We start from the raw sequence: 24411 nt of genomic DNA, 5'->3' as shown, positions 1-24411 counted from the left end.
TTTTTCTTTAAGGAAACGCTTTCATTTTTTTATACTCTATGCTATAATACATGTATCATATATATTAAGGAGTGGTTAGATGGCTCAAAATAAAATGTTAGCTATGATTCTTGCTGGTGGACGTGGAACACGTCTAGAAGGGTTGACAAAAAAAGTCGCCAAACCAGCGGTCGCATTTGGCGGAAAGTACCGCATTATTGACTTTCCCCTCAGTAACTGTGCCAACTCAGGTATTGATATTGTCGGAGTTTTGACTCAGTATGAGCCTGTTCTCTTGAACTCATACGTTGCTCAATCTCAACGTTGGGGGCTTGATGTACAAGGATCTGGTGTCTTTGTATTGCCACCGAGTGAAAAAATCGAAGGTTTCGGACTTTACAAAGGTACAGCCGACGCTATTACACAGAACATTGATTTCATTGATCTTCACGATCCAGAGTACGTATTGATTTTGTCTGGTGACCACATCTATAAGATGAACTACGACAAACTCCTTGATACACATATTCAGAAAAAAGCAGATGCCACGATTGCGGTTATCGAAGTTCCAATCAAAGAAGCTTCACGTTTTGGTATCATGAATACGGACGAAGATTACCGTATTGAAGAATTTGAAGAAAAACCAGAAAATCCTAAGAGCAATTTGGCATCAATGGGTATCTATATCTTCACTTGGAAGACCTTGAAAAAGTACCTTCAAGAAGATGACAAATTGGACACTTCATCTCACGATTTTGGGCACGACATCATTCCAAAATACTTAGAAGATGGCCGCACTCTCATTGCCCATCCATTCCGTGGTTATTGGAAAGACGTAGGAACCGTTAACAGCCTCTGGGAATCCAATATGGACTTGATTGATCACGCTGGAGATTTGGACCTTTCTGATCGCTCATGGAGAATCTATTCAGAGGATAAGGGATCTCCTGCCCAAGTCATTGGTGCGACTGCAACTGTTAAATCTGCCTATATTGATAAAGGAGCAGTTATTGATGGTACAGTAGAACATTCTGTTATTTCAACAGATGTACAGGTCAACCAAAATGCCGTCGTAAAAAATTCTGTCGTCCTGCCTGGTGCTATTATCGGCGAAGGTGTTGAGCTTGACTACGTCATCGTCGCTGAAAATATTAAAATTGCTGACGGAGTTAAACTCACAGGAGACATCGATCATATCCTCTTGATTGACAAGAATGTAACCAAGTAAGAAAGGACTGCTATGCTAAGAAATACTCTCGGAATTGTAAATATTGAAGGAAACAACGTACATTTTGGTGACGTGATGAAGCACCGTGGCGTACAAGCTTTCGGTTTCTTAGGTCGTTATCGCCTAATTGACTTTGCTCTATCCAATATGTCAAACTCTGGAATTACAGAATTCCAAGTGTACATGCCTGCCGAAATGCGTTCAACAATTCAGCACGTTGGTACAGGAAAACACTATAATATCAACAGCAAACGCGGTACCCTTCGCTTGCTCAATAGTGCAACAGACCCAAATAGCGTCTATCGTCATGATATTAATGCCTTCACAGAGAACATCCACTACATCGAAAATTCTACAAAAGATTATGTGCTAGTTGCTCCATCTTACTTCATCTATAGCCAGGATTTTTCAAAAGTCATGGATGACCATATCGCAACGGATGCTGATATTACCGTTCTTTATAAAAACGTTTCAGATGCTAAAGAAAATTTCATCGGCTGCCAAACTCTCAAATTTGGTGAAGACCGTCGTATCGTAGCTTTTGAGGAAAACCATGGTAAATATAAAAACCGTCCCGTTTCCCTTGAAGCCTACATTATGAAACGGACTACATTTATCGACTTGATTAAACGCGCTAACAAAGTGTCATCTCTCTACTGGTTAAAAGATATTTTACGTGATACAGTTGACCAGTATAAGATTATGGGCTATGCACATCGTGATTATGTCGCATGTATCAATACGACTGCTTCCTACTTCAATACTCAAATTGAATTGATCGACCAAGATACCCGCAAACTCCTCTTCAAACATGATTGGCCAATCCATACCCAAACAAGTGATAGCTCACCATGTTTGTATGGTCCATTGGCAGAGGTCAAACGTAGCCTAATTTCAAACGGGGCGAACATCAATGGTCAAGTCGAAAATTCAGTCATTGACCGCGATGTTATCATCGAAGAAGGCGTTGTTATCAAAAACTCAATCATTCTCAACGGCGTGACAATCAAGAGTGGAGCAAATATTGAAAATGCAATTATCGATAAAGCAACTAAAATTATTCACCCAATTGACATCAAGGGAAGCGAAACTTCGCCTTCATACTTGAAACCACACCAAATCATTTAGGAGCTAACATGACAAAAAAATCTGTTCTCTTTGTAGCATCCGAGGGGCTTCCGTTCATCAAGACTGGCGGATTGGCTGATGTTATTGGCTCTTTGCCAAAAGAATTGGTAAAACAGGGTTTAGATGTCCGAGTCGTTCTACCACTCTACAAAAAAATTGCAGTAAACAATCACTCTGATTTCGATTACGTATCAAGTTTTGATGTGCGGGCTGGCGACATCCAATCTATGGCAAATGTTTACAGTCAGGTTGTTGATGGAGTAACATTCTATTTTATTGAGCACCGCGATTTCTTTGAACGCGATGAACTATATGGATATGACGATGATGCCATGCGTTTTGGCTATTTCCAACATGCTACATGTCGTCTGTTGGAAGCACTTCATTTCTTCCCGGATGTCATGCACACACATGACTGGCACACTGCTGCCCTTCCATTTCTTTGCCGTACTTTCTATAGCTACCGCGAAGAATTCCGCAATATCAAGCATGTATTCACTATTCATAACTTGGCTTTTCAGGGAATTTTCCATAAACAAGCGCTTTGGTCAGCGCTTGGCATGGACTATAGCTACTATTTGGATGGTATTGCACGTTTTCATGATGAATGTATCAGCTTCATGAAGCTTGGTATCCTATATGCTGACAAGGTTACTACAGTTTCTGAAACTTATGCTCGCGAAATCCTAACGGAAGAATTCGGCGAAAACATGCAACATGTACTAGAGTTACGCAAATATGACTTGGTTGGCATTGTCAATGGTATCGACTATGATAGTTGGGATAGTCAAACAGACCAGTACCTTGTGAGAAATTATAGTCTTGAAACGATTGAAAGTAAAAAGGCTAATAAACTGGCCCTGCAAGCACAATTTGCCCTTCCACAAGATGAGAATGTCCTATTGATAGGTATCGTCTCTCGTTTGACATGGCAAAAAGGGTTCTATCTCTTGACCGAGGTACTTGGCCATCTTCTTCAAGCCCATGTCCAATTTGTTATCTTAGGCAATGGTGAGGAAGACATTGAAAATGCCTTTAATCACTTTAAACACGCTTATCCTGATAAATTTGCATTCTACCGTGGTTACAATGAACCACTTGCCCACCAAATTTATGCAGCAAGCGATCTCTTCCTCATGCCTTCTATGTTTGAACCATGCGGCATTAGCCAGTTGATTTCAATGCATTACGGAACGCTCCCTCTAGTGCGTGAAACAGGTGGATTGGTTGATACTGTAGCACCATACAATATGTCTACCAAGGAAGGAACTGGTTTTAGCTTTGGAGGGCGTGACGCTTACAATATGCGACAAGTCTATGATTTAGCCCTTCAAACCTACTATGATCGTCCCGATGACTGGCATGCCATGGTTGAACAAGCTATGAAGCGTGATTTTAGTTGGACAGCTTCGGCAGAGAAATACATCTGGCTCTACCGTGAAATTAGTGGTTAGGAAATAAGATGAAAAAATAAACTGAATCGGAGTGTGATCCTAGTCCACTCCTTTTCGGCGATGGAGATTGCTATGACAGAATTTACTGACCTAGATTTATATTATATGAATGCTGGTGAGCATACCACTCTTTACGAAAAAATGGGTGCTCATATTATAAAAGAAGGAAACAAAATTATCGGAACCCAATTTCGTGTCTATGCCCCAAATGCCAGAGAAGTATTCTTAGTTGGCAACTTTAATGAGTGGCAACGCAGTCACTCTATGGAGCGTGAAATTGATGGAGTGTTTCAACTTTATGTAGACGGATTAAAATCCCTTGAAGATTATAAATACCTGATTATCACACACGATGGACGTGAAATATATAAGGCTGACCCTTATGCATTTTTCAGCCAAGTTCGTCCAGACACTGCCTCTACAACCTACAATTCGCGTTATAAATTCAAAGATGACCTCTGGATGTATAATCGTGTTAACTATGATTTTAAAGAACAGCCAGTATCCATCTACGAGGTGCACTTAGGTTCGTGGAAGCAAAAATTTGCTAATAAGAATGAAGGAGGAGCTCCTGTAGAAGCTTTCAATAGTTATAAGAAAATTACTCCACTTCTCATCGAACATATCAGGGAAAATAACTACACACATATTGAATTATTGCCAATTACCGAGCATCCTCTCGATGCGTCTTGGGGCTATCAGGTAACAGGCTACTACAGTCCAACTAGTCGCTATGGCAAGCCAGATGAACTTAAGTATTTAATTGACCAATGTCACCAAGTAGGAATCGGAGTGATTCTTGACTGGGTACCACTTCATTTCTGTAAAGATGCTCATGGGCTCTACCAATTTGATGGTAGTTGGCTATACGAATACTCCTACGAACAAGACCGTGAAAACCACCAGTGGGGGACTGCTAATTTTGACCTTGGAAAAGGACTGACTCGTTCTTTCCTTCTTTCTAATTTAAAATATTGGTTGGAATATTTCCATTTTGATGGCATCCGTGTTGATGCACTATCTTATCTCCTCTATTGGCGTGGTGAAACAGATGAAGATAAGATAAATCATGCCGCTATTGACTTTATCAAACGTGTCAACGCCATGGTCCATACCGACTATAAGGGAGTCTTGATGATTGCTGAAGATTCTTCAAGCTTCCCTAAAGTCACACATTCTCTAGAAGATGGCGGTATTGGATTTGACATGAAATGGGATCTGGGCTGGATGAATGATACACTAAAATTCGTGGAACGCCCTGCTATTTATCGAAAATATCACTCAAATGAAATCACTTTTGGTATGTACTATAACCAAAACGAGCAATTCTTACTACCACTTTCGCACGACGAAGTTGTTCATGGGAAGCACTCCATTATCGAGAAGATGAATGGCGACTACGAAGATAAGTTCCATCTGGCTCGAGTCTACTACAGCTTTTACTTTGCCCATCCTGGAAAGAAATTACTCTTCATGGGAAATGAATGGGGGCATATCCGTGAATGGCACGAATATACAGAAATGGACTGGGGACTGCTACAATTTCCAATCCACCATTCTTTCTATCAAATGATGAAAACATTATCTACTTTCTATAAAGAACATGATGCTTTCTGGAAATATGACTATCAAGCCTATGAAAAAGGATTTAATTGGGTAAAAATAGATGAAGAAGCAAGCCTGTATGCTTTTTCTCGCACTAGCGATGAGCAAGAAATCTTGACCATTCATAACTTTAATGATCAAGAACTATTTGATGTACACTTGGATTTGCCAGCTGACAGCGAATATAAACTTGTCTTCTCATCTAATGCTATTCCAATGAACACATTTAGCCTCTATCCCGATGAAAATGGAGCTAGAATTACTGTACCACGTTTGACCAGTTTTTATCTAGAGCGTGTGAAATAATTATCTATAAAGAATGGAGTATTGAACCGACCCCAATTTTCTGTCTAACTTTTGGGGTGTGGCTCACTTATTCCATTCTTTTTGCATGAAAAAACAACCACCGTTTCCGATGATTGTTCCTTTCTCTTATTCAACACTTGTATATGTTGCAGCTTTCTCAAGGAAAGTATCAAACTCACCACTTGCTTTTACTTCTGCGATAACCTTGTCTATCGCAGTTTTTAGTTCTGTACTACCTTTTGGCAAAGCAATGACTTTCGAATTTTCATCAATCGTTGGAAATTCAACGGATGCAACGGCTAAATCTGAATTCTGTGAAACATAACCAGCAGCAACTGGAGAATCCATTAAAATAGCATCAACTTTTCCTGATTTGAGCTCATTTACAGCTTCACCCATCAAGGTTAAAGAAATTAGGTTAGCTTGACTAATATTTTCCTGTGCGTAGGCTTCCTGTGTTGACCCCTTTTGTACCGCAAGAGTCTTCCCGCTCATAGCATCAATTGAAGTGAGTGAATTGGCGCTATCTTTTTTGATAAGTAAGACATCAGAAATTTGATAGTAACTTTCAGAGAAATCAAAAACTTTTGCACGCTCTTCCGAATACGATAGACCAGCAATTGCAATATCAGCTTTGCCATTTTGAACGCTAGACAATACATTGTCAAAACTCATTGCTGAAACTTCAAGCTTGACCCCAAGTTCGTCGGCTATTTTTTGAGCCAACATAATATCTGCACCAACAACTTCATTCTTTCCATCAACTAGTGCCTGAAACTCGAATGGAGCATAGTCTGGACTAGTTGCCACTACCAATGTACCTTTTTCTTTAATTTTATCTAATGCGGATTGTGATGACGTCGAAGAACAAGCTGCCAATGTCAGTCCTGCTAAAACTGTTGCTACTAATGCCAAGATTTTTTTCATATTTCCTAAATACCTTCTCTTTATTTTAATAAAATACTTATTCTAAAAAACACAAGCTTTTTGATTTTCATTGTATTTTCTTGCGGTTTTTCAGAATGTATTCTCATTTTAATTCATTTTTATACATTTGTCAAGAAATTGTTATTTTTATTCACTTTAATTGTATAAAATTTAATTGTTGGCAATGGATAATTCATAGGCTTCTTGAACAAATTGATCCATCTGTCCAGATTCCACTAGTTTTGTAATGACAGAGTCAACTTTTTCCTTTAAGGCTGTACTTCCTTTTGGCAAGGCAATAGCATAGGCATCTGAATAGCTACTTTTTATCTCAGTATCTAAAATAACCAAATCATCATTTTTGGCAACATAGGCTTTCGCAATCGGCTCTTCAAAAATAACTGCTTCTACCTTCTGTGATTTTAATTGATTAATCAGCTCTCCGTTCGAAGCCAGAGCAATAACCGTGGAAGACGGAAGCTGTTCTTTAACGATTTGTTCTTGAATAGAACCTTTTTGTGCTCCTATATTTGCCTCAGCTAGAGAATCAAGCGATGTATATTGTGCAAGATCCTCTTTATTTATAATAACTTTATTGGTTGAGGTGTAGTAAGGAATGGAAAAATCATACACTTTTGCACGCTCTTCAGTGGCTGAAATAGCAATATCCGATTGCTCTGACTGGACATTGTTCAAAACATTATCAAAACTCATCGCTGAAAATTCGACTTCTACACCCAATTCTTGACCAATGGCTTTTGCAAGCTCAATGTCAGCTCCAACGATTGTATCTTTGCCATCAACCAGTGTTCTAAACTCAAATGGTGGAAATTCTGGATTCAATGCAACAATTAATTTTCCCTTTTCCTGAACATCTTTCAAAGAAGTATCTTCTTGAGTAGCATTTCCACTACAAGCGCTTAGGGGCATCGTTGCCAGTAAAACCAAGCCTGTCATAATATATTTTTTCATCATCATATTCTCCTTTAAAACAATCCTGTGCATACTTATACCATTTTTATATAAAACATCGGACTTTCATTGTAGTAAAATGCATATTTTTTCTCCTTTTTTGAAAGATAAAAACATTTTATGTCGTTTTTATACATTTGCCAACTTATTTATTGTATTTTTATTCAAACAACGTAAAAAAGAAGCTATTTCTAGCTTCTACCTAAAATTCTTATCCCACTCTCCATCTTCATTTTTTCTAGTATAAAAGAACTCGGACAAATCTGGCTCATCCATGACTTTCAGTATTTCTAGCAAATCATAGGCCAAATCCATCTGAGGCAGGTCCGACTTCTTGACCCAACATACCTCACCTTCTTCGGTTGATCGGATAGTTCCTGTAAACTCCGTTGCCTTATAGAGAAATACGATGTAACGATGCCCTTCCTTGTCCGGCCAATGCTTTATTCCGACTAATCGTGCATTTGCAATCGTCAAACCAGTCTCCTCAAAGACCTCACGAACAACCGAATCATGGAAATTCTCGCCTTCTTCAATATGTCCACCTGGAAAGGCAACACCAGACCAACGATAGCGTTCAGGCTCCCTAATTTGCACGACGACCTTCCCTTCCTTGTCTTCGATTAGACACATGTTGGTCAAAGTGACCATTTCTTTTCTAGCCATTTTCTCTCTCTTTCTGTTTTAAAATCATTCTATATTCTGTACGTTCTGCACCTAAATTGACCGTTTTTTTGACACCATCAAATCGGAAACCTACTTTTTCATAGAAGGCAATGGCACGCGCATTCCCCTCCAATACCCAGAGAGTAACTGTTTCGTAGCTCTGCAATTTTTCCAAAGCCACCTGCATGAGCTGGTAGCCTATCTTCTGATCATAATAGTCCGCCAAGACATAAAGGGCGTAGAGCTCCCCTGCCCCTTGCAAATCCTCCTGACTAGTCGAGCCGTAACAGGCAAAACCAACCACCTTATCATCCATCACAGCAATCAGGATATTCTGTGGATACCGAACCGCCCAGTCTTGACAGCGTTCTAAGGTGTAAGTATTCTTTAAAAATTCCTGAGGTAACAAGTCAGCATAGGCTTCCTGCCAAGCCTTCCAATGTACATAGGCCTTGCCTAGCATTTCACTTTCCGTTTCCAGTGGTTTAATCATCATCTAATGTACCTCCGAATTTTTTCCTCTAGTATACATTAAAAAACAAGTTGGCACAAGACCAACTTGTTTTTGATTATTTAATTAAAAATCGATGTTCTGAAATCATTTGTAGAGTTCATCAGGGCTTGATAAACTTTCACTTTGAGTGCATGAACACGACTGTTGTTCAAGTTTAAACTATTTGCTTGGATGTCTGCTTCCATTGCCTCTTTCATCAAGTTTTGCAACTGTTCAAAGCTTGTGATGGTTACTTCCTTGGTTGAATTAGCTACACCAAGTTCATACTGCATGGTAAACGGTTTGAGTTGGCCCGCTGCTGCTTTTTCCAAACGCTCAGTAAACATGGCTTTCTTGAAATCAGCCCATGAAGTATATTGACCTTGGAATACATAGTCTAAGACAAGATTGTCTGTAATCAAACCAACATCTTTTTTAGTCCATGTATCGTAAATCTTAGAACCTTTTTCCATAGCTAGGTCAGACAACTGCCCAGAAGCATACGGCACAAAACCATCTGTGTAGCCTTTAGCTGCAATCAATTCAAAGGCCATACGGCGGAACATGATGTCACCTGGTGAACCGTTTGAGTTTGAAAGGGCTGAGAAGTTAGCTGCAAACATTGGAACGCTGACATAACTGTTTCGATCCCACTTCTTGCTTGTGTTAGTTGGATTGTTGACATATTGGCGCTGAACGATAATACTCTGATCAATCAAATCATTGAAGGACTTCAAGCTTGCAACTTCGTCATCTGTCAATGCACGCGCAGAGTTTCCAGCATGGGTATCAACACCATTATTTTGGACATAGTAGTTTTCAATCTTACGCAACCAAGCTTTCTTGTTAGCATCTGATTGAGCCAAAATATTTGTACCTTCTAGGTAATCCAGCAAGTAAAGCACATCGAACTGGTTATGGTAATACTCATTGAAATCAGCCTCGCTGTTGAAACGTGCAACTGGGGCTCCGACATGGACACGGTTGGCTTCATCGCTATTATAGACTGCGTTGAATCCAAGGTTCATCTCAGTGACATTGAAGACATTTTGCAGAAGACCTTGGGCGTAAACTTCCATACCTTGACCAATACGGCGGCCATAGCCTTTCAGATAAATATCGCCATCTTGGTTGTGGACCATTTCGTGGGTATAAAGGGCTGTACCATAATCTGTCAGCATATCGTAAGTGATATAGTAGGTTTCACTTCCATCCGCAAAGGCAGTCTTAATAGACGGATGCTCTCGGTACCACTTGTTGATAGGGCCGTAGAAATCTTGGATAGCATCAACATCGGCTGTCAAGTTGCGATATGACTTCGTACCATCTTTACCGTACATGACGTAACCTTCGTTATTGAGGACAGATCTGAAGAGCTTGTCACGATTGGTTTCGTCCAACATCTTATACCAGAAGTCCGCATTGTCACGTTGGCGTTCTGCCGCCAAATCAATCATCTGACGAACCTTATCACGATTTTCCACTGTTGAATAATCATCTACATAGTGCTCATATGAACCAATCGCGATGGTATTCATGTTGGTGATGATAAAGATATTTTCTTGTGGCAGGGTCAAGAGTGGCAAGAGCATGTGGTTGTACTTCCAAGTTGGGTTAGACACCGTATCATTCACAATCTTGCTGTAGGCACCGACATTGTACTTGCTGTAAGTATCTGTCGTTTCCTGCTTAGCAGCCACTTCTGGAATCAAGGACTTACCTTCAACCACATAGGCTTTAGTGGTTTGTTTGAACCATTCATTGTTGGTCATTTCTGGCAAGAAGAGCTGACGATAGTCTTCCAGCATATCAAAAAGCTTGGTCTGCTTGTTTTGTTTACCAATGATAGATGCAAAAGTGGTCACGTTATTGTGGGCACGAAGAACATCATAGCCACCATTACCAATTGCAAGAATCATATCAAGGGCAGATGCTGCATCATTTCCAAAGAAGTCAGGTTCAAAGATGGTCAAGTCTTTGGTATTCATCTCTCCGAAGTTGATGTCATACCAACGATTCAAATAGGTCAAACCAAGCACAAAGGCTTCTTTGTTATTGGTGATTTTCTCTTTGATGTAGTCTTCAGAAGCCTGACCTTGACCATTTAGACTAGCAACCAAAATCTTACGAACATTGCTCTCTAGGTTGGCCATCACTTGGTCATAGCTCTCACCAAAGTAGAAGTCTTTAGCTGTGCCAGTCTGAGTATCTGCATTTAATTTTGTAGGATAATTGATAATGGCCTTCATAGCATCCGAGTCAAGGGCAACCGTAGATAAGCTGCTTACCAAGTCATTGACAAGGGCACTTCTGTCATTCAAGAATGATTCTGGCGTGTAAATCAAGTCCGTACCTGAAATAGTGTACTCGACCACATGATTATTCTTGAAATCTTCTAGATAAGAAACTGTCTTGTAATCCACAGTGCCATCTGCATAGTGAAGCATAATCTTATTGATATTTGCCTTCTCAACGTAGACATCAGCCACAACATCGTTATCCTTCATTGGAACAACATCCAGCAAACGAACCTTGTTGAGCTTATCATCTGTCGCAATCTTGTTTCCATAATAGACAAGAAGTTCCTTGTTGTAGAATGGCAAGATTTTCTCCATGTTGTAGTAGGCAGTTGCGTGGTCAGCCTGAGCTTGCTTCAGGGTCAAGTAGTCTACTGAATAATTGTTTAAGTTAAGCGAAACAGTATCATCAATTGTCGCTTGAATAGCCATAGCTTCCACTTTTGCTTGCGCTTCTTCATCGGTGATAACAGTAACATTACTCAAGCTATCAGATGTTGTAGTGAAACCGTCCTTAATCTTACCGGTTGGATTTGCTGGTTGACCGATAATGCTTTTCGCACCAGTCATATCGCTGATAACATTGTTGATATTACCGCTATGTGGAGCATAGGTACCTGTTACTTGGTTGGCACCAGCAATTCCGCCGATAATCGCTCCAGTTCCCATCGTTACAATGGAACCAGTTGCGTATGCATTATAGACACTTCCTGGTACATCATAGACAAGCATGGTACGACCGACAATACCACCAGCTACTTGATTTGCTGTACCTGGGAGGGTTATGGTCGCATCAACCTTGGCATTTCCAACACTTGCCATCGTACCATTACCCAAGATACCACCAGTTAGGCTGGCATCGGTTCCAGTTACTTCAATACTACCCTTGAAGGATACATCCTTGATAGTAGAGTTGGTTGCTGAATGTACTAGACCAGAAACGTTTTGCGGACCTTTAAGGCTAGCTTCTACTGCTACGTTTGTAATGGTTGCTCCATTGGCATTGATAGCAATAGTCGCAAGTGGGTTCTTAGAGGTTGTATTCAAGCTTGCATTTTTAATATCCAAGTTTTGAACTTTACCACTCAAGTTAAAGAACAATGGTGCTTTCAAGTTGCTGATAGAAAAGGCATAGCCGTCATTTAATCCATCCAAGGTACCACTAAATCCATTCACATAAGAAGGAATGTCACCAACAGGAACTTCACTTGCGTCCAAATGCGCTCCTAGTTTGAAGGTACCACTTGGATTTGCCTTTATAGCATCAATCAAAGCTTTGAAGGATGTGTAGGTATTTGCATCAGTCGCCATCTTCGGAATGTAGAATTCACGGTTGGCAACGTATTGGGCATCCTTATCTTGCACCAATTCATCAAAGGATGAAACTAGTTTGAAGACTGCCTTGCCATTCAAGGTAGTTTCTTCAATGCTTGATACTGGTAGGTATACTTCCTTGAAGCGGTCTGAAGTCACCTTGATAAACAATTCATCTGTAGATGTTGGCAATTCTTCCAAGAATTCTTGACCGATGTAGCTACCATTCTTACGACGGTAAACAGTCACCGCATCAATATCCTTGATTTCAATCTTCTTGTAGACCAAATCAAATTTGCGCATGCTTTCAAGAATAGCTTCTTGTTCTGAGCTTTGTTCCTGCTCTGCCATTGTGTAGAAAATCTTAGTCTTAACAGTGTAGTCTGTGTAGAAATCAAGATTTTCAAGTGTCAACTGGCCATTTGGATCTGTAATGGCCTGTTCCTGTACCAAGGCACCTGTATTATCATAGAGGAGAGCAACAGCTCGTTGGAAGTTGGCAGTTTCATCTGTCAACTTGTAGCTAATTGTCGCTGACTTGGCATCGTCATTTTCAACCAAGTCTGTGATAATCACTTGTGGGACTTTTTCAACTTTTGTACCACGCGCAATCACTTGCTTGACTGGTTGTTTGGTGATTTCTTCTGTTACAGTAGGATTTTCCTGACGAACCCCCTTGATAGTCTGGTAAGTTGTTGTAACTGTCTTAGAGCCATTTACACCCGCCGTTACAACTTTGGTCTTACCTTCTAGCAGTGTCGGGTCATCAACATACTCTGTTTCAAAGGCGATATCAACTGTTTCTGTCTCTGATTCAGTACCCTCGATTGGCTTGGTGCCCTTAAGAACTTCTTTGGTTGTTGGCTCTTCAAGGACTTTCTCAGTCACTGTTGGGTTTGGTTGACGGACTCCGTTGATTGTCTGATAAGTAGTGGTAACTTCCTTAGAACCAACCTTACCTTCATTAACAACTTTTTCTTCTCCAACATAAAGTTCTTCTGTTTCTGTGACTGTCGTTTCAAACGGAAGCTCTTCTGTTGTTACAACGGTTTCAGATCCAATAACATCTGTTGTTTTCGTGCCTACTCTTACAACTTCTGTTACTGGTTCTTTTGTCACTACATCTGAAACTTGTTCGGATTTGATTAGTACACCATCGGCATAATAATTCTTAGTCTCGATTGTCCGAACACCATCTTGTCCCTTCTGTTCAACTTCACGACTACCTTCCACCAAGTTTACATCATAGATTTCTTGCACATCAAAGGCAAAGACTTCGGTATGAGTAACTGTTTCTTCTGTTAAAGAACTCGTCGAGTTTTCATAACTTGGTTCTGTATCTGGTACTTCTGCAACAATATCATCGGTTGCTTGTTTTGTACCAACTTCAACAATCTTTGGAACAGCAGTTTTTGTAACCGTCGAGGAAATCTCTTCTTCCGAAATAATTTGACCTTTTGAATGGACTTGTTTAATCGTTACAGTATGCTCCCCATCCTGTCCTTCTTGTACCACTCGCTCTGTCCCCGCAGATAATTGGGGATTTTCTACGGTTTGAATTTCAAATGGAATGGCCTCTGTCTTGTTGACAATGGTTTCTGTACGGATTCCTTCTGAATCTGGGAATTCCGCTGTTTTTTCCTCTTCCGAAGTAGGTTGTTCAATAGCTTTGCTATCCTTCAAATATCCTACATAAACGTAGCCATCAATCTCAGCTGGGGTCGGTAACGCTTGTCCGGCAGATATTTCGATAGCATGGTTATATTGAGCCAAAATTTGACTCGTCAATGCTGAGCTAGTTGGACCCAAGAAGCTTGCTCCTGTAGCTGTCAAAAGGATGACGCCCGCCAACTCTTTCTTACCTTTTTTACCAAATCTAACAGCCAATAATAGGAGAGACACTCCGCCCGCCACCAATAGTCCAGTTTCTACGGAGCCAGTATTTGGCAAAACTTGAGATGTGCTTGTCGATGGAGTAGATGCTGTGCCAGTAGCTGGACGATAAATCAAGTAATAATTTGCATCCGTTTCCTGAGCTAAGCCAGGCAAGTCACGAATAATCAACTCCTTTTCTGCATTTGTTAATTCTTGCTCTGTCACATAGGAATAATTGATAGACTGAGCACTAGCTGACGGTGCTGCTGCGACCGACGATGCAAAAAACAAACTTGCTACAGCTGCCGAGACAAGTCCAATTGACAGTTTCCGAAAACCGAACCGCTGTCGTTTTTCACCAAAAATATTTTTCATAAAAACTCCCCTATTCCCTAAATAGTATAGAAACCATTATAACCTTTTATAGGGATAGGGACAATTTTTTTGTCCCTAAGTCCCCAATTAAAAATTTTAAGTATTATAAAAGGTGGCAGGTCAATTTCTACCTGCCGCCTCTTGTAATTTCATTCTACTTAAATCACTGAACTTAGCAACTCTTACTACATATTCTTCAACTCGATGACCATATCACGAATCTGGGCTGCCAGTTCAAAGTCAAGCACTTCTGCTGCTTCCTGCATTTGACCTTCCAGTTTCTTGATCATGGCCTTGCGTTCGTCTTTGTTGAGGGCATTGAAGTCCACCACTTCTTCCTTATCCTGAGTGACAGCCTTGGTCACGCTAATCAGGTCACGGATTTCCTTCTTAATAGTCTGTGGAATGATACCATGTTCTTCATTATAAGCCATTTGGATTTGACGGCGGCGGGCTGTTTCCTCCATGGCCTTGCGCATAGATTCGGTGACCTTGTCCGCATACATAATCACATGGCCCTCAGAGTTACGAGCCGCCCGACCAATTGTCTGGATGAGCCCTCGTTCATTACGGAGGAAGCCTTCCTTGTCAGCATCTAGAATAGCCACCAGACTGACTTCTGGCACGTCAATCCCCTCACGCAAGAGGTTAATCCCTATCAGGACATCAAAGACACCCAGGCGCAAATCACGGATAATCTCCGTACGCTCCAAGGTCTTGATGTCCGAGTGCATATACTTGACCTTGACGCCCATTTCTTTCAGGTAGTCGGTCAAGTCCTCTGCCATTTTCTTAGTCAGGGTAGTGATAAAGGTCCGCTCACCTTTCTCAACACGGGCATTGATTTCACCTAAAAGGTCATCCATTTGACCCATGGTTGGACGGACTTCCACTTCTGGATCTAAAAGCCCAGTCGGCCGAATAATCTGCTCGACAACGGTATCAGTCTGCTCCATTTCATAGTTACCCGGCGTCGCAGATACATAGACAATCTGGTGGACATGACTCTCAAATTCTTCCCTGCGCAGCGGACGGTTGTCCAGTGCACTTGGGAGGCGGAAACCATAATTGACCAACATCTCCTTGCGTGAGCGGTCACCATTGTACATCCCCTTAATCTGCCCCATGGTCATGTGGCTCTCGTCAATCATAATCAGGTAGTCCTCAGGGAAAAAGTCCAGCAGAGTATATGGAGGCTCGCCCTCGTTTCGCCCATCCATGTGTCGTGAATAGTTCTCAACTCCGTTGGTGTAACCCATTTCCCGAAGCATCTCAATGTCGTAGTCGGTTCGTTGTTTCAATCGCTGAGCTTCTAAGAGTTTTCCTTCTGCTTCAAAGACCTTGAGCTGCTCTTCCAGTTCCGCCTGAATCTTGGCAATGGCCGTTTCCATGTGGTCATCGTTGGTCACGAAGTGGGTGGCAGGGAAAATCGCCAAGTGATCCACATCCCCCAAGACCTTACCTGTCAGGCTCTCAATCTCACGAATGCGGTCGATTTCATCCCCGAAAAACTCCACACGGAAGGCGTGTTCATCACGAGAAGCTGGGAAAATCTCCACCACATCGCCACGCACACGGAAGCGTCCCCGTTGAAAGTCGATGTCGTTGCGCTCAAACTGGATATCTACCAGAGAATTAAGCAACTGGTCACGGGAAATCTCCTGTCCTGGGCGGAGGCTGACCACGCTATCTGAATATTCCTTGGGCGATCCCAAACCGTAGATACAGGAAACGGAGGCCACGACGATGACATCGTTGCGTTCTAGCAAAGCTGACGTCGCTGAGTGACGGAGTTTGTCAATCTCATCATTGACCGAACTGTCCTTCTCAATATAGGTATCGCTAGACGGTACATAGGCTTCTGGCTGGTAGTAATCATAGTAAGACACGAAGTATTCGACCGCGTTTTCTGGGAAGAATTCCTTGAACTCGCTGTAGAGCTGACCAGCCAGGGTCTTGTTGTGGGCGATAACCAAGGTAGGCTTATTGACACGGGCAATGACCTGACTCATGGTGTAGGTCTTACCAGTACCTGTTGCTCCCATGAGAATCTGGGCTTTTTCGCCCCCCTCGATGTTATCAACCAAGGTTTCAATGGCTTGAGGCTGGTCACCAGACGGTGCATATTTTGACACAAGTTTAAATTGGTTTTCAGTATTTCGATTGATCATACTCCTATTTTATCATAAGTTCGACTAATGGAGAAACATTCTAAACCATTCACGACCATGTCCAAAATATTAAATTTTCTCACATTTTAATGACTTTGTATGTCAGAAATTCTAACATTGCAAAAACCTCAATTTTGCATTAATTTTCAGAATATGATATACTAGGACAGTTATTTTATAATAGAAGGAGTATGGAAATGAAGAAAAAACTACTCATGTTATTGGCAAGCATTCTGCCGGTATTCTTTATTTTTACTAGCGTTAAAGCTGACGATACTATTGATGTCGTATTTGACAATGCTTACGCCCCATTCGAGTTTAAAGACTCAGATCAAATTTATAAAGGATTAGATGTTGACATCATCAACGAAGTAGCCAAGCGCTCAGGTTGGACCATGAATCAAAGCTTCCCAGGATTTGATGCAGCTGTCAACGCTGTACAGGCTGGATCTGCGGACGCCCTGATGGCAGGTACAACTATCACCGAAGCGCGTAAGAAAGTATTTACTTTCTCAGACCCTTACTTCGACACCAAAATCGTTATCGCTACCACAAAGGCAAATACCATCTCTTCATATAAGGACCTTAAAGGCAAGACTGTCGGTGTCAAAAACGGTACCGCAGCCCAAAACTTCCTAGAAGAAAACAAAGACAAGTACGGATACAACGTAAAAACTTTTGATACTGGCGATTTGATGTATAATAGCCTTTCTGCTGGTGCTGTTGATGCTGTAATGGACGACGAAGCGGTTATTCAGTACGCTATTCAACAAGGTCAAGATCTAAGCATTGATATTGACGGCGAAGCCATCGGTTCATTCGGTTTCTCTGTCAAAAAAGGTAGCCAATATGAATATCTTGTTGAAGACTTTAACAAAGCTTTAGCTGAGATGAAAAAGGATGGTACCTACGAAACAATCATGAACAAATGGTTGGGAGCTTCTACCACTTCTACCGAAAGTGCCGACTACTCATCTCGTTTAAGCTTAACAGGAAACGCATCAGCTAAAGCAACACCTGTCAAATCAAGCTATACAATTGTGGCAGATTCTTCTTTTGCTCCATTTGAATACCAAGATGAATCAGGTAACTATGTCGGGATTGACATGGAATTAATCAAGGCAATCGCTGAACAACAAGGATTTACTATTACCATTCAAAACCCTGGTTTCGACGCTGCACTAAATGCTGTTCAAGCTGGACAAGCTGATGCAGTTATTGCAGGTATGTCTATCACAGATGCTCGTAAGGAAATCTTCGACTTCTCAAACGCCTACTATACTTCAAACATCCTATTAGCTGTTAAAAATGGTAGTGACATCGCTTCTTACGAAGACTTAAAAGGGAAAACTGTTGGAGCTAAAAATGGTACTGCTTCATATAGTTTCTTAGAAGAAAACAAGGCAAAATATGGTTACACCCTAAAAGCCTTCGACGGAGCTTCAAGTATGTATGACAGTTTAAACTCTGGTTCTATCGATGCTCTTATGGATGACGAAGCCGTTCTTCTATATGCCATCCAACAAGGTCGCAACTTTGCAACACCAATTCCTGGCGAAAAATCAGGTGAGTACGGATTTGCCGTTAAAAAAGGTGCCAACCCAGAATTAATTGAAATGTTTAACAACGGCTTAGCTGCCCTAGTTGAATCAGGCAAGTATGATGAAATCCTTAATAAGTATTTCAACTCAACTGAAGAAGCAAGTACAACAACTTCAACCGTTGATGAGACAACAATTGTTGGTCTTTTGAAAAACAACTACGGTCAATTGCTCTCAGGTCTTGGTATCACAATTGGACTTGCCCTTCTATCATTTGCTATTGCAATTGTCATCGGTATTATCTTCGGTATGTTTGCTGTCAGCCCTGTTAAAGCACTCCGTGTTACTTCATCTGTTTTTGTAGATGTTGTTCGTGGTATTCCGCTCATGATTGTCGCTGCATTCATCTTCTGGGGGATTCCAAACTTGATTGAATCAATTACTGGCCAACAGTCACCGATCAATGACTTTGTCGCTGGTACCATTGCCCTATCCCTCAACTCTGGTGCCTATATTGCCGAGATTGTTCGTGGTGGTATTCAGGCAGTTCCTGCGGGTCAAATGGAAGCATCTCGTAGTTTGGGTATCTCATACGGAACAACCATGCGTAAGATTATCTTGCCACAGGCTGGTAAAATTATGTTGCCTAACTTTATCAACCAGTTTGTTATTACTCTGAAAGATACTACTATCATTTCTGCGATTGGTTTGGTCGAACTCTTCCAAGCAGGTAAAATCATTATTGCACGTAACTACCAATCCTTCCGTATGTATGCAATTCTTGCCATCATTTACTTGGTAGTTATCACACTTTTGACTCGCTTAGCACGCAAACTCGAAAAAGGAGGCAAATAATGGCTCAATTAAAAATCAACGTCCATGACTTACACAAGTCTTATGGTAAAAACGAGGTCCTCAAAGGTATTACTGCTAAGTTCTATGAAGGCGATGTTGTTTGTATCATCGGTCCTTCTGGTTCAGGTAAATCGACCTTCCTTCGTACAATGAACTTACTTGAAACCATTACAAGTGGTCAAGTAACAGTCGATGGATATGACTTAACCGATCCTAAGACAGATGTTGACGCCTTCCGTTCAAATGTCGGAATGGTATTCCAACACTTTAACCTCTTCCCACATATGTCTGTACTTGATAACATCACATTTGCGCCAATCGAACACAAATTGATGGACAAATCTGAAGCTGAAAAAGTCGGCATGGAATTATTGGAAAAAGTTGGATTGGCAGACAAACGCGACGCTATGCCAGACAGCCTTTCAGGAGGTCAGAAGCAACGTGTTGCCATCGCTCGTGCCCTCGCTATGAACCCAGACATCATGCTCTTTGACGAACCAACTTCCGCCCTTGACCCTGAAATGGTTGGGGACGTACTCAACGTTATGAAAGACTTGGCTGAGCAAGGTATGACCATGTTGATCGTCACACACGAGATGGGCTTCGCCCGCAAGGTTGCTAACCGCGTTATCTTCACTGATGGCGGTGAGTTCCTTGAAGATGGTACACCAGAGCAAATCTTTGACAACCCACAACATCCACGTTTACAAGACTTCCTAGATAAGGTATTGAACGTGTAAAAATACAAAAAGCCTTTGACCAAGTGTGTCAGAGGCTTTTTAACATCTCACAATTAATACCTATAACATCTTTTTGTAAGAACACCCTTTCTTAGTCTTCTCTACAACTTCAAAACCACATTTCTCAAACAGCTTTCGTGAACCAAGATTCCAATCGTAAATTTCTTCGACAAGTATTTCCACAAAGCCAAGCTCCCTTGCACGTTCTACCATTCGCTGCAATACCTTGGTTCCAATTCCTTTGTTCCAATACCGCTTATCTCCAATGGCAATGGCAAAATCATCTGCAAACAGCGTCACATCACCAATTGGGATAAACTGATCGTCTTCAAAAATTTCAATAAAGTAACATTCGCCATTTTTAGACAAATAATCATACATACGATCGAGCCGATCCAAAGTATAAGATTCCTTATTTCCATCAATCAGCCATACTAATTCTAGATCTTGGTGCCATTCAAAAGCAAAATCATGCTGACCATCATACCGACGTAAACGGACTTGTTTGTCTATTTCTAAAATATCTGCTTGCTCAATTCCAGTGATTGCCATTTCGGTTCCTCTCTCATTTACAATAAGTTCATTTTAACATATATCTCTATCAAAATCTATGAATATTATAGCACGCGATTGACAAGCTTCTATCGATATGCTATATTAAAACAAATAAAGTATGCGAGGTAAGGAGAAATGGACAATAACAAGTAAACTCAATTTAAGTTCTATACTTATTTAGTAGTTTTCTTGCGTCCATTTTTCTGTTCCCTCTATTCCTTGAATAGGGTCTTTTTGAGCAGATTTCGACACACTACTAAATAGGTAGTGTGTTTTTTCTTGTAAAGGAGGCCTTATGCTACTAACCACTCAACACCTAACCCTCGACCATCAAAAAGATTTGCGAAATCTGGTTCATGACCTAAACCTCATTGTTAACCCTGGCGATAAAATAGCAATCATCGGCGAAGAAGGAAATGGAAAATCCAGTCTATTACTCACCTTGATGGATTCAACTCTTGTCGCCGACTACCTGCTCATATCAGGCAGCATTCACCGATATTTTCACTCGCCAGTCTACATTCCCCAAAGTCTTTCACTGGAAATGGCAGAGCTAACTTTGAATGACTACTTCTTCGGAGATATAGAGAGCAATATTGATTACGGTCTACTCTACCTCTATGCTGACCAGCTCCAGTTTGACAGTGAGCGATTTGCCAGTCAACAATTGATTGGAAGCCTGTCAGGTGGCGAAAAATTAAAAATTCAGTTAATCAAATCTCTAGCAACTCCATCTGATATTATTTTTCTAGATGAGCCGTCCAATGACCTGGATTTAGATACCTTACTGTGGCTTGAAAACTATATCATTACTAGTCCTAAAACCATTTTATTCGTTTCTCACGATGAAGACTTCCTTAGCAGAACAGCTACAAAAATCATTCACCTAGAATCAGTAAAGAAGAAAACACTTGCTCAAACCAAGGTTGAAGAACTGGACTACCAGGATTACGCATTGGGACGCCAACAAGCCTATCAGAAGCAAGTCCAACAAGCTCGGAACGACAAAAAAGAATTTGACAAGGCTATGAACAAGCACCTACGTCAAAAATCACAGGTTCGTCATACCTTGCTCAGCACCCATGATGCTACATTGGGACGGCTCATAGCCAAGAAAATGAAGAATGTCTTATCACGTGAAAAACGCTATGAAAAAATGAAGGAAAATCTCACACAAGTTCCTTTTCATGAAGATGCCATTTCCCTCTTCTTCTCAGACATTTCACCACTACCAGCTAGAAAACAAGTGCTTCACTTAGAAAACTTCCAATTGAACATTAGAGGGCGACAATTAGTTCAAAATATCCATTTCAATTTAAATGGACAAGAGAAAGTTGGCATCATTGGACAAAATGGGATTGGTAAATCCAGTTTTCTAAAGTTAATCTATCAAGAACTCAGGCAACGAGCGGACATAAACTTGGGCTACATGCCCCAGCACTATTCAGAAGTCCTTGATGAGTCTAAAACTCCACTTGATATTTTATTAGAAAATGGCAATTGTGAGCAGGAACAACTTATCTTAACACATCTAGCCAGTCTGCAGTTTACACGACAAGAAGTTCATCACAAGATCTGTGAACTTTCGGGGGGACAAAAAGCCAAGTTACTCTTGTTAAAAATGGTTCTTGATCAAGCCAATTTTCTCTTATTAGATGAACCCAGTCGAAACTTCTCTCCTACTTCTCAGCCATATATTCGTCAACTATTTGCCAATTATCCAGGTGGCTTGGTATGTGTATCACACGACAGACGTTTTTTGAAAGAAGTTTGTCAAAGAATCTACCGACTAACTGAGAATGGACTGGAAGAACTGGAACAGATATAAAAAAGGAAAATGGCACACACGCCAAATTTCCTTTTATTTATTAATAAAGAATGAAGTCATGCTATTCGATTCACAACCTATAATTTATCAAGAGCAAGCTGTAAGTCCTCAATCAAATCATTGATATTTTCAAGACCAACAGATAGGCGGATTTGATTTGGTGTGACCCCAGCAGCAAGTAAATCTTCTGGAGCTAACTGAGCATGCGTGGTTGTAGCTGGATGAACTACTAGTGATTTAGCATCGGCAACGTTTGCTAAATTGGAAAAGATTTCTAAACTATCAATAACCTTACGCGCTTCTTCTGCTCCGCCTTTTACTTGGAAAGAGAAAATAGAGCCAACTCCCTTAGGCAGGTATTTATCCGCCAAAGGCTTATAAGGACTAGCTGGAAGTGATGGATAATTGACCGACTCTACCTGAGGATGACTAAGTAAAAAGTCAACAATTTTTTCAGCATTTGACACATGACGCTCTACACGGAGAGACAAGGTTTCTAACCCTTGCAAAAGCAAGAAGGCGTTGAATGGAGAAAGGGCAGCACCTGTATCACGAAGTAATTGTACACGAACTGCTACAATAAATGCAGCTGCACCAATATCACGAGTATAACTAATGTTATGATAGCTTGGATCTTCTTCAACAAATTGCGGAAACTTACCAGATGCCGCCCAATCAAACTTACCGCTATCGACAATCACACCGCCAATGGTCGTACCATGCCCACCGATAAACTTGGTTGCTGAATGGACTACAATATCAACACCATGAGAAAATACATTAATCAAATATGGAGTTGCGAAGGTATTATCTGAAACAAGCGGGATGTGATGGTTGTGTGCAATTTCTGCCAATTTTTCAAGATCAGGAATATTGATAACAGGATTTCCCAAGGTTTCAATAAATACAAGTTTTGTATTATCTTGAATGGCAGCTTCTACTGCTTCAAAGTCATCAATATCGACAAAGCTTGTTGTAATACCATAGCGAGGAAGGGTTTCTTTGAATAGGTTAAAAGTCCCGCCATAGAGAGTCGTTGCTGCAACAATGTGATCGCCAGCATGTGCTAATGCTAGAATAGTGTATGTGATGGCTGCCATTCCTGAAGAAGTGGCCAAGGCACCAATCCCTCCTTCTAAAGCCGCTACGCGATTTTCAAAAGTAGAGACCGTGGGATTCGTGATACGAGTATAGATATTCCCTGATTTACGCAAGGCAAATAAATCTTCTGCTTCTTGAGCGTCTTCAAAAACATAGGAAGTAGTTTGATAGATAGGTACCGCACGTGATTTTGACGCGGGATCAACTTCCTGTCCAGCATGGAGTTGAAGGGTTTCAAATGAAAATTCTCTAGTCATAAAGGTACTCCTTTGGTCTTTTTCTGTATTCTACCTCATTTTTACCATCTTGACTAATACTTAAATATTAGATATATATATAGTTAACAACTATAGCCATAGGATCAGTTATTCTAGAAAAATAATATTCATTTTCCTTGAATAAAATAAGGACAAGATTTACAATAAGATTATGAATACCTTAATAGAATATATCGGTCCGATTATCCTCATAGTACTAATAATCTCTTACAGCATCTATCGCAGATGCCATCCTAATAATATGGACACTAAACAAGCGCTCAAATGTCCAAAATGTAAGTCAATAAAACTGCAAACTTACGTTCCAACACAAAAAAGATATTCTCGTAAAGCCGGTATGATTGGTCATGCAATCAATGGCATAGAGGAAGCTATGTTTGCAATGCTCTATGAAGCTGATCGGACTTATTATCGTTGTCAACATTGCGGTTACAGATTGTCTAGAAAGGAGAATCGTTTTATTTCTAATATCGACTAACCTCCCTAATTTTAATAGCTATAATTCAAAGGTATTCACTCCAATTTTTATTAGCTGAAATATAATACCATAAACACATCATCAGACTTCTTCCTTTAAGATTCTAAGCTGATGCGTTTTTTCTACCATTTGTCAAGTTCATCAAGGTATTTGACGAAAAATATTTTGTGTCTCGTAATCCAAATAAGGAAATTATTTTATTTTTGACTAAAGTTTAGTGTAAAAAGTGTATACAAAAGCAACAC

General features: G+C 40.7%; 16 protein-coding genes. 8 read left to right on the top strand and 8 right to left on the bottom strand.

Going from position 1 to position 24411, the window contains the following annotated elements:
• Positions 1-79: 79 nt before the first annotated feature.
• From K5Q29_RS05895 to glgB, 4 genes are all read left to right on the top strand, one after another.
• Complete coding sequence (locus K5Q29_RS05895; RefSeq protein ID WP_002935156.1) at positions 80-1207, top strand: glucose-1-phosphate adenylyltransferase; 1128 nt, start codon at positions 80-82, stop codon at positions 1205-1207.
• 12 nt (positions 1208-1219) lie between these two features.
• A complete protein-coding gene (gene glgD / locus K5Q29_RS05890) occupies positions 1220-2335 on the top strand; it encodes a glucose-1-phosphate adenylyltransferase subunit GlgD (protein WP_024385258.1) in 1116 nt (371 codons plus the stop codon).
• Between the two features lie 8 nt (positions 2336-2343).
• On the top strand, positions 2344-3789 hold the full coding sequence (gene glgA, locus K5Q29_RS05885; RefSeq protein ID WP_024385259.1) for a glycogen synthase GlgA: 1446 nt from the start codon (positions 2344-2346) through the stop codon (positions 3787-3789).
• Between the two features lie 72 nt (positions 3790-3861).
• Positions 3862-5700, top strand: a complete 1839-nt coding sequence (glgB, locus tag K5Q29_RS05880; protein WP_221877048.1) for a 1,4-alpha-glucan branching protein GlgB — start codon at positions 3862-3864, stop codon at positions 5698-5700.
• A 126-nt stretch (positions 5701-5826) separates the two neighbouring features.
• Here glgB and K5Q29_RS05875 read toward each other — a convergent pair whose 3' ends face one another.
• The 6 genes from K5Q29_RS05875 to uvrB all read right to left on the bottom strand — a co-directional run bounded on the left by K5Q29_RS05875 (position 5827) and on the right by uvrB (position 16790).
• On the bottom strand, positions 5827-6627 hold the full coding sequence (locus tag K5Q29_RS05875) for a transporter substrate-binding domain-containing protein (RefSeq protein WP_024385261.1): 801 nt from the start codon (positions 6625-6627) through the stop codon (positions 5827-5829).
• A 171-nt stretch (positions 6628-6798) separates the two neighbouring features.
• On the bottom strand, positions 6799-7599 hold the full coding sequence (locus K5Q29_RS05870) for a transporter substrate-binding domain-containing protein (protein WP_105139038.1): 801 nt from the start codon (positions 7597-7599) through the stop codon (positions 6799-6801).
• Positions 7600-7797: 198 nt separating this feature from the next.
• Entirely contained in the window at positions 7798-8265 is a 468-nt protein-coding gene (locus K5Q29_RS05865) for an 8-oxo-dGTP diphosphatase (protein ID WP_105139009.1), read from the bottom strand.
• Positions 8258-8761: a GNAT family N-acetyltransferase gene (locus tag K5Q29_RS05860; protein WP_172699610.1), complete on the bottom strand. Its 504-nt coding sequence runs from the start codon at positions 8759-8761 to the stop codon at positions 8258-8260. The genes K5Q29_RS05865 and K5Q29_RS05860 overlap by 8 nt, the downstream gene beginning before the upstream one ends.
• Before the next feature lie 77 nt (positions 8762-8838).
• On the bottom strand, positions 8839-14619 hold the full coding sequence (locus tag K5Q29_RS05855; RefSeq protein WP_105139008.1) for a ZmpA/ZmpB/ZmpC family metallo-endopeptidase: 5781 nt from the start codon (positions 14617-14619) through the stop codon (positions 8839-8841).
• Positions 14620-14804: 185 nt separating this feature from the next.
• Positions 14805-16790 carry an excinuclease ABC subunit UvrB gene (uvrB, locus tag K5Q29_RS05850; RefSeq protein ID WP_105139007.1) on the bottom strand — a complete coding sequence of 662 codons (1986 nt, stop codon included), beginning with the start codon at positions 16788-16790 and terminating at the stop codon, positions 14805-14807.
• A 197-nt stretch (positions 16791-16987) separates the two neighbouring features.
• Here uvrB and K5Q29_RS05845 point away from each other — a divergent pair, with 197 nt between their 5' ends.
• Positions 16988-19186 (top strand): ABC transporter substrate-binding protein/permease, encoded by a 2199-nt coding sequence (locus K5Q29_RS05845; protein WP_205032615.1) that lies wholly within the window; start codon positions 16988-16990, stop codon positions 19184-19186.
• A complete protein-coding gene (locus K5Q29_RS05840) occupies positions 19186-19926 on the top strand; it encodes an amino acid ABC transporter ATP-binding protein (RefSeq protein ID WP_002940438.1) in 741 nt (246 codons plus the stop codon). Before K5Q29_RS05845 ends, K5Q29_RS05840 begins: the two co-directional genes overlap by 1 nt.
• A gap of 60 nt (positions 19927-19986) precedes the next feature.
• Here K5Q29_RS05840 and K5Q29_RS05835 read toward each other — a convergent pair whose 3' ends face one another.
• The gene (locus K5Q29_RS05835) at positions 19987-20478 is read right to left on the bottom strand and encodes a GNAT family N-acetyltransferase (RefSeq protein ID WP_105139005.1); all 492 of its coding nucleotides are present in this window, start codon (positions 20476-20478) and stop codon (positions 19987-19989) included.
• Between the two features lie 298 nt (positions 20479-20776).
• Here K5Q29_RS05835 and K5Q29_RS05830 point away from each other — a divergent pair, with 298 nt between their 5' ends.
• Complete coding sequence (locus K5Q29_RS05830) at positions 20777-22309, top strand: ATP-binding cassette domain-containing protein (protein WP_105139004.1); 1533 nt, start codon at positions 20777-20779, stop codon at positions 22307-22309.
• A gap of 77 nt (positions 22310-22386) precedes the next feature.
• Here the strand turns inward: K5Q29_RS05830 and K5Q29_RS05825 are convergent, their stop codons facing one another.
• Complete coding sequence (locus K5Q29_RS05825) at positions 22387-23667, bottom strand: O-acetylhomoserine aminocarboxypropyltransferase/cysteine synthase family protein (protein ID WP_105139003.1); 1281 nt, start codon at positions 23665-23667, stop codon at positions 22387-22389.
• Positions 23668-23929: 262 nt separating this feature from the next.
• Here K5Q29_RS05825 and K5Q29_RS05820 point away from each other — a divergent pair, with 262 nt between their 5' ends.
• Entirely contained in the window at positions 23930-24166 is a 237-nt protein-coding gene (locus K5Q29_RS05820) for a hypothetical protein (RefSeq protein WP_205032616.1), read from the top strand.
• The last annotated feature ends 245 nt before the right edge of the window (positions 24167-24411 follow it).

This window comes from Streptococcus sp. 2018037 (assembly GCF_019754195.1).
Taxonomy (GTDB): Bacteria; Bacillota; Bacilli; order Lactobacillales; family Streptococcaceae; genus Streptococcus; species Streptococcus hashimotonensis.
Note: the sequence above shows the minus strand (reverse complement) of the source record. Positions and strands in the feature narration are given on the sequence as shown.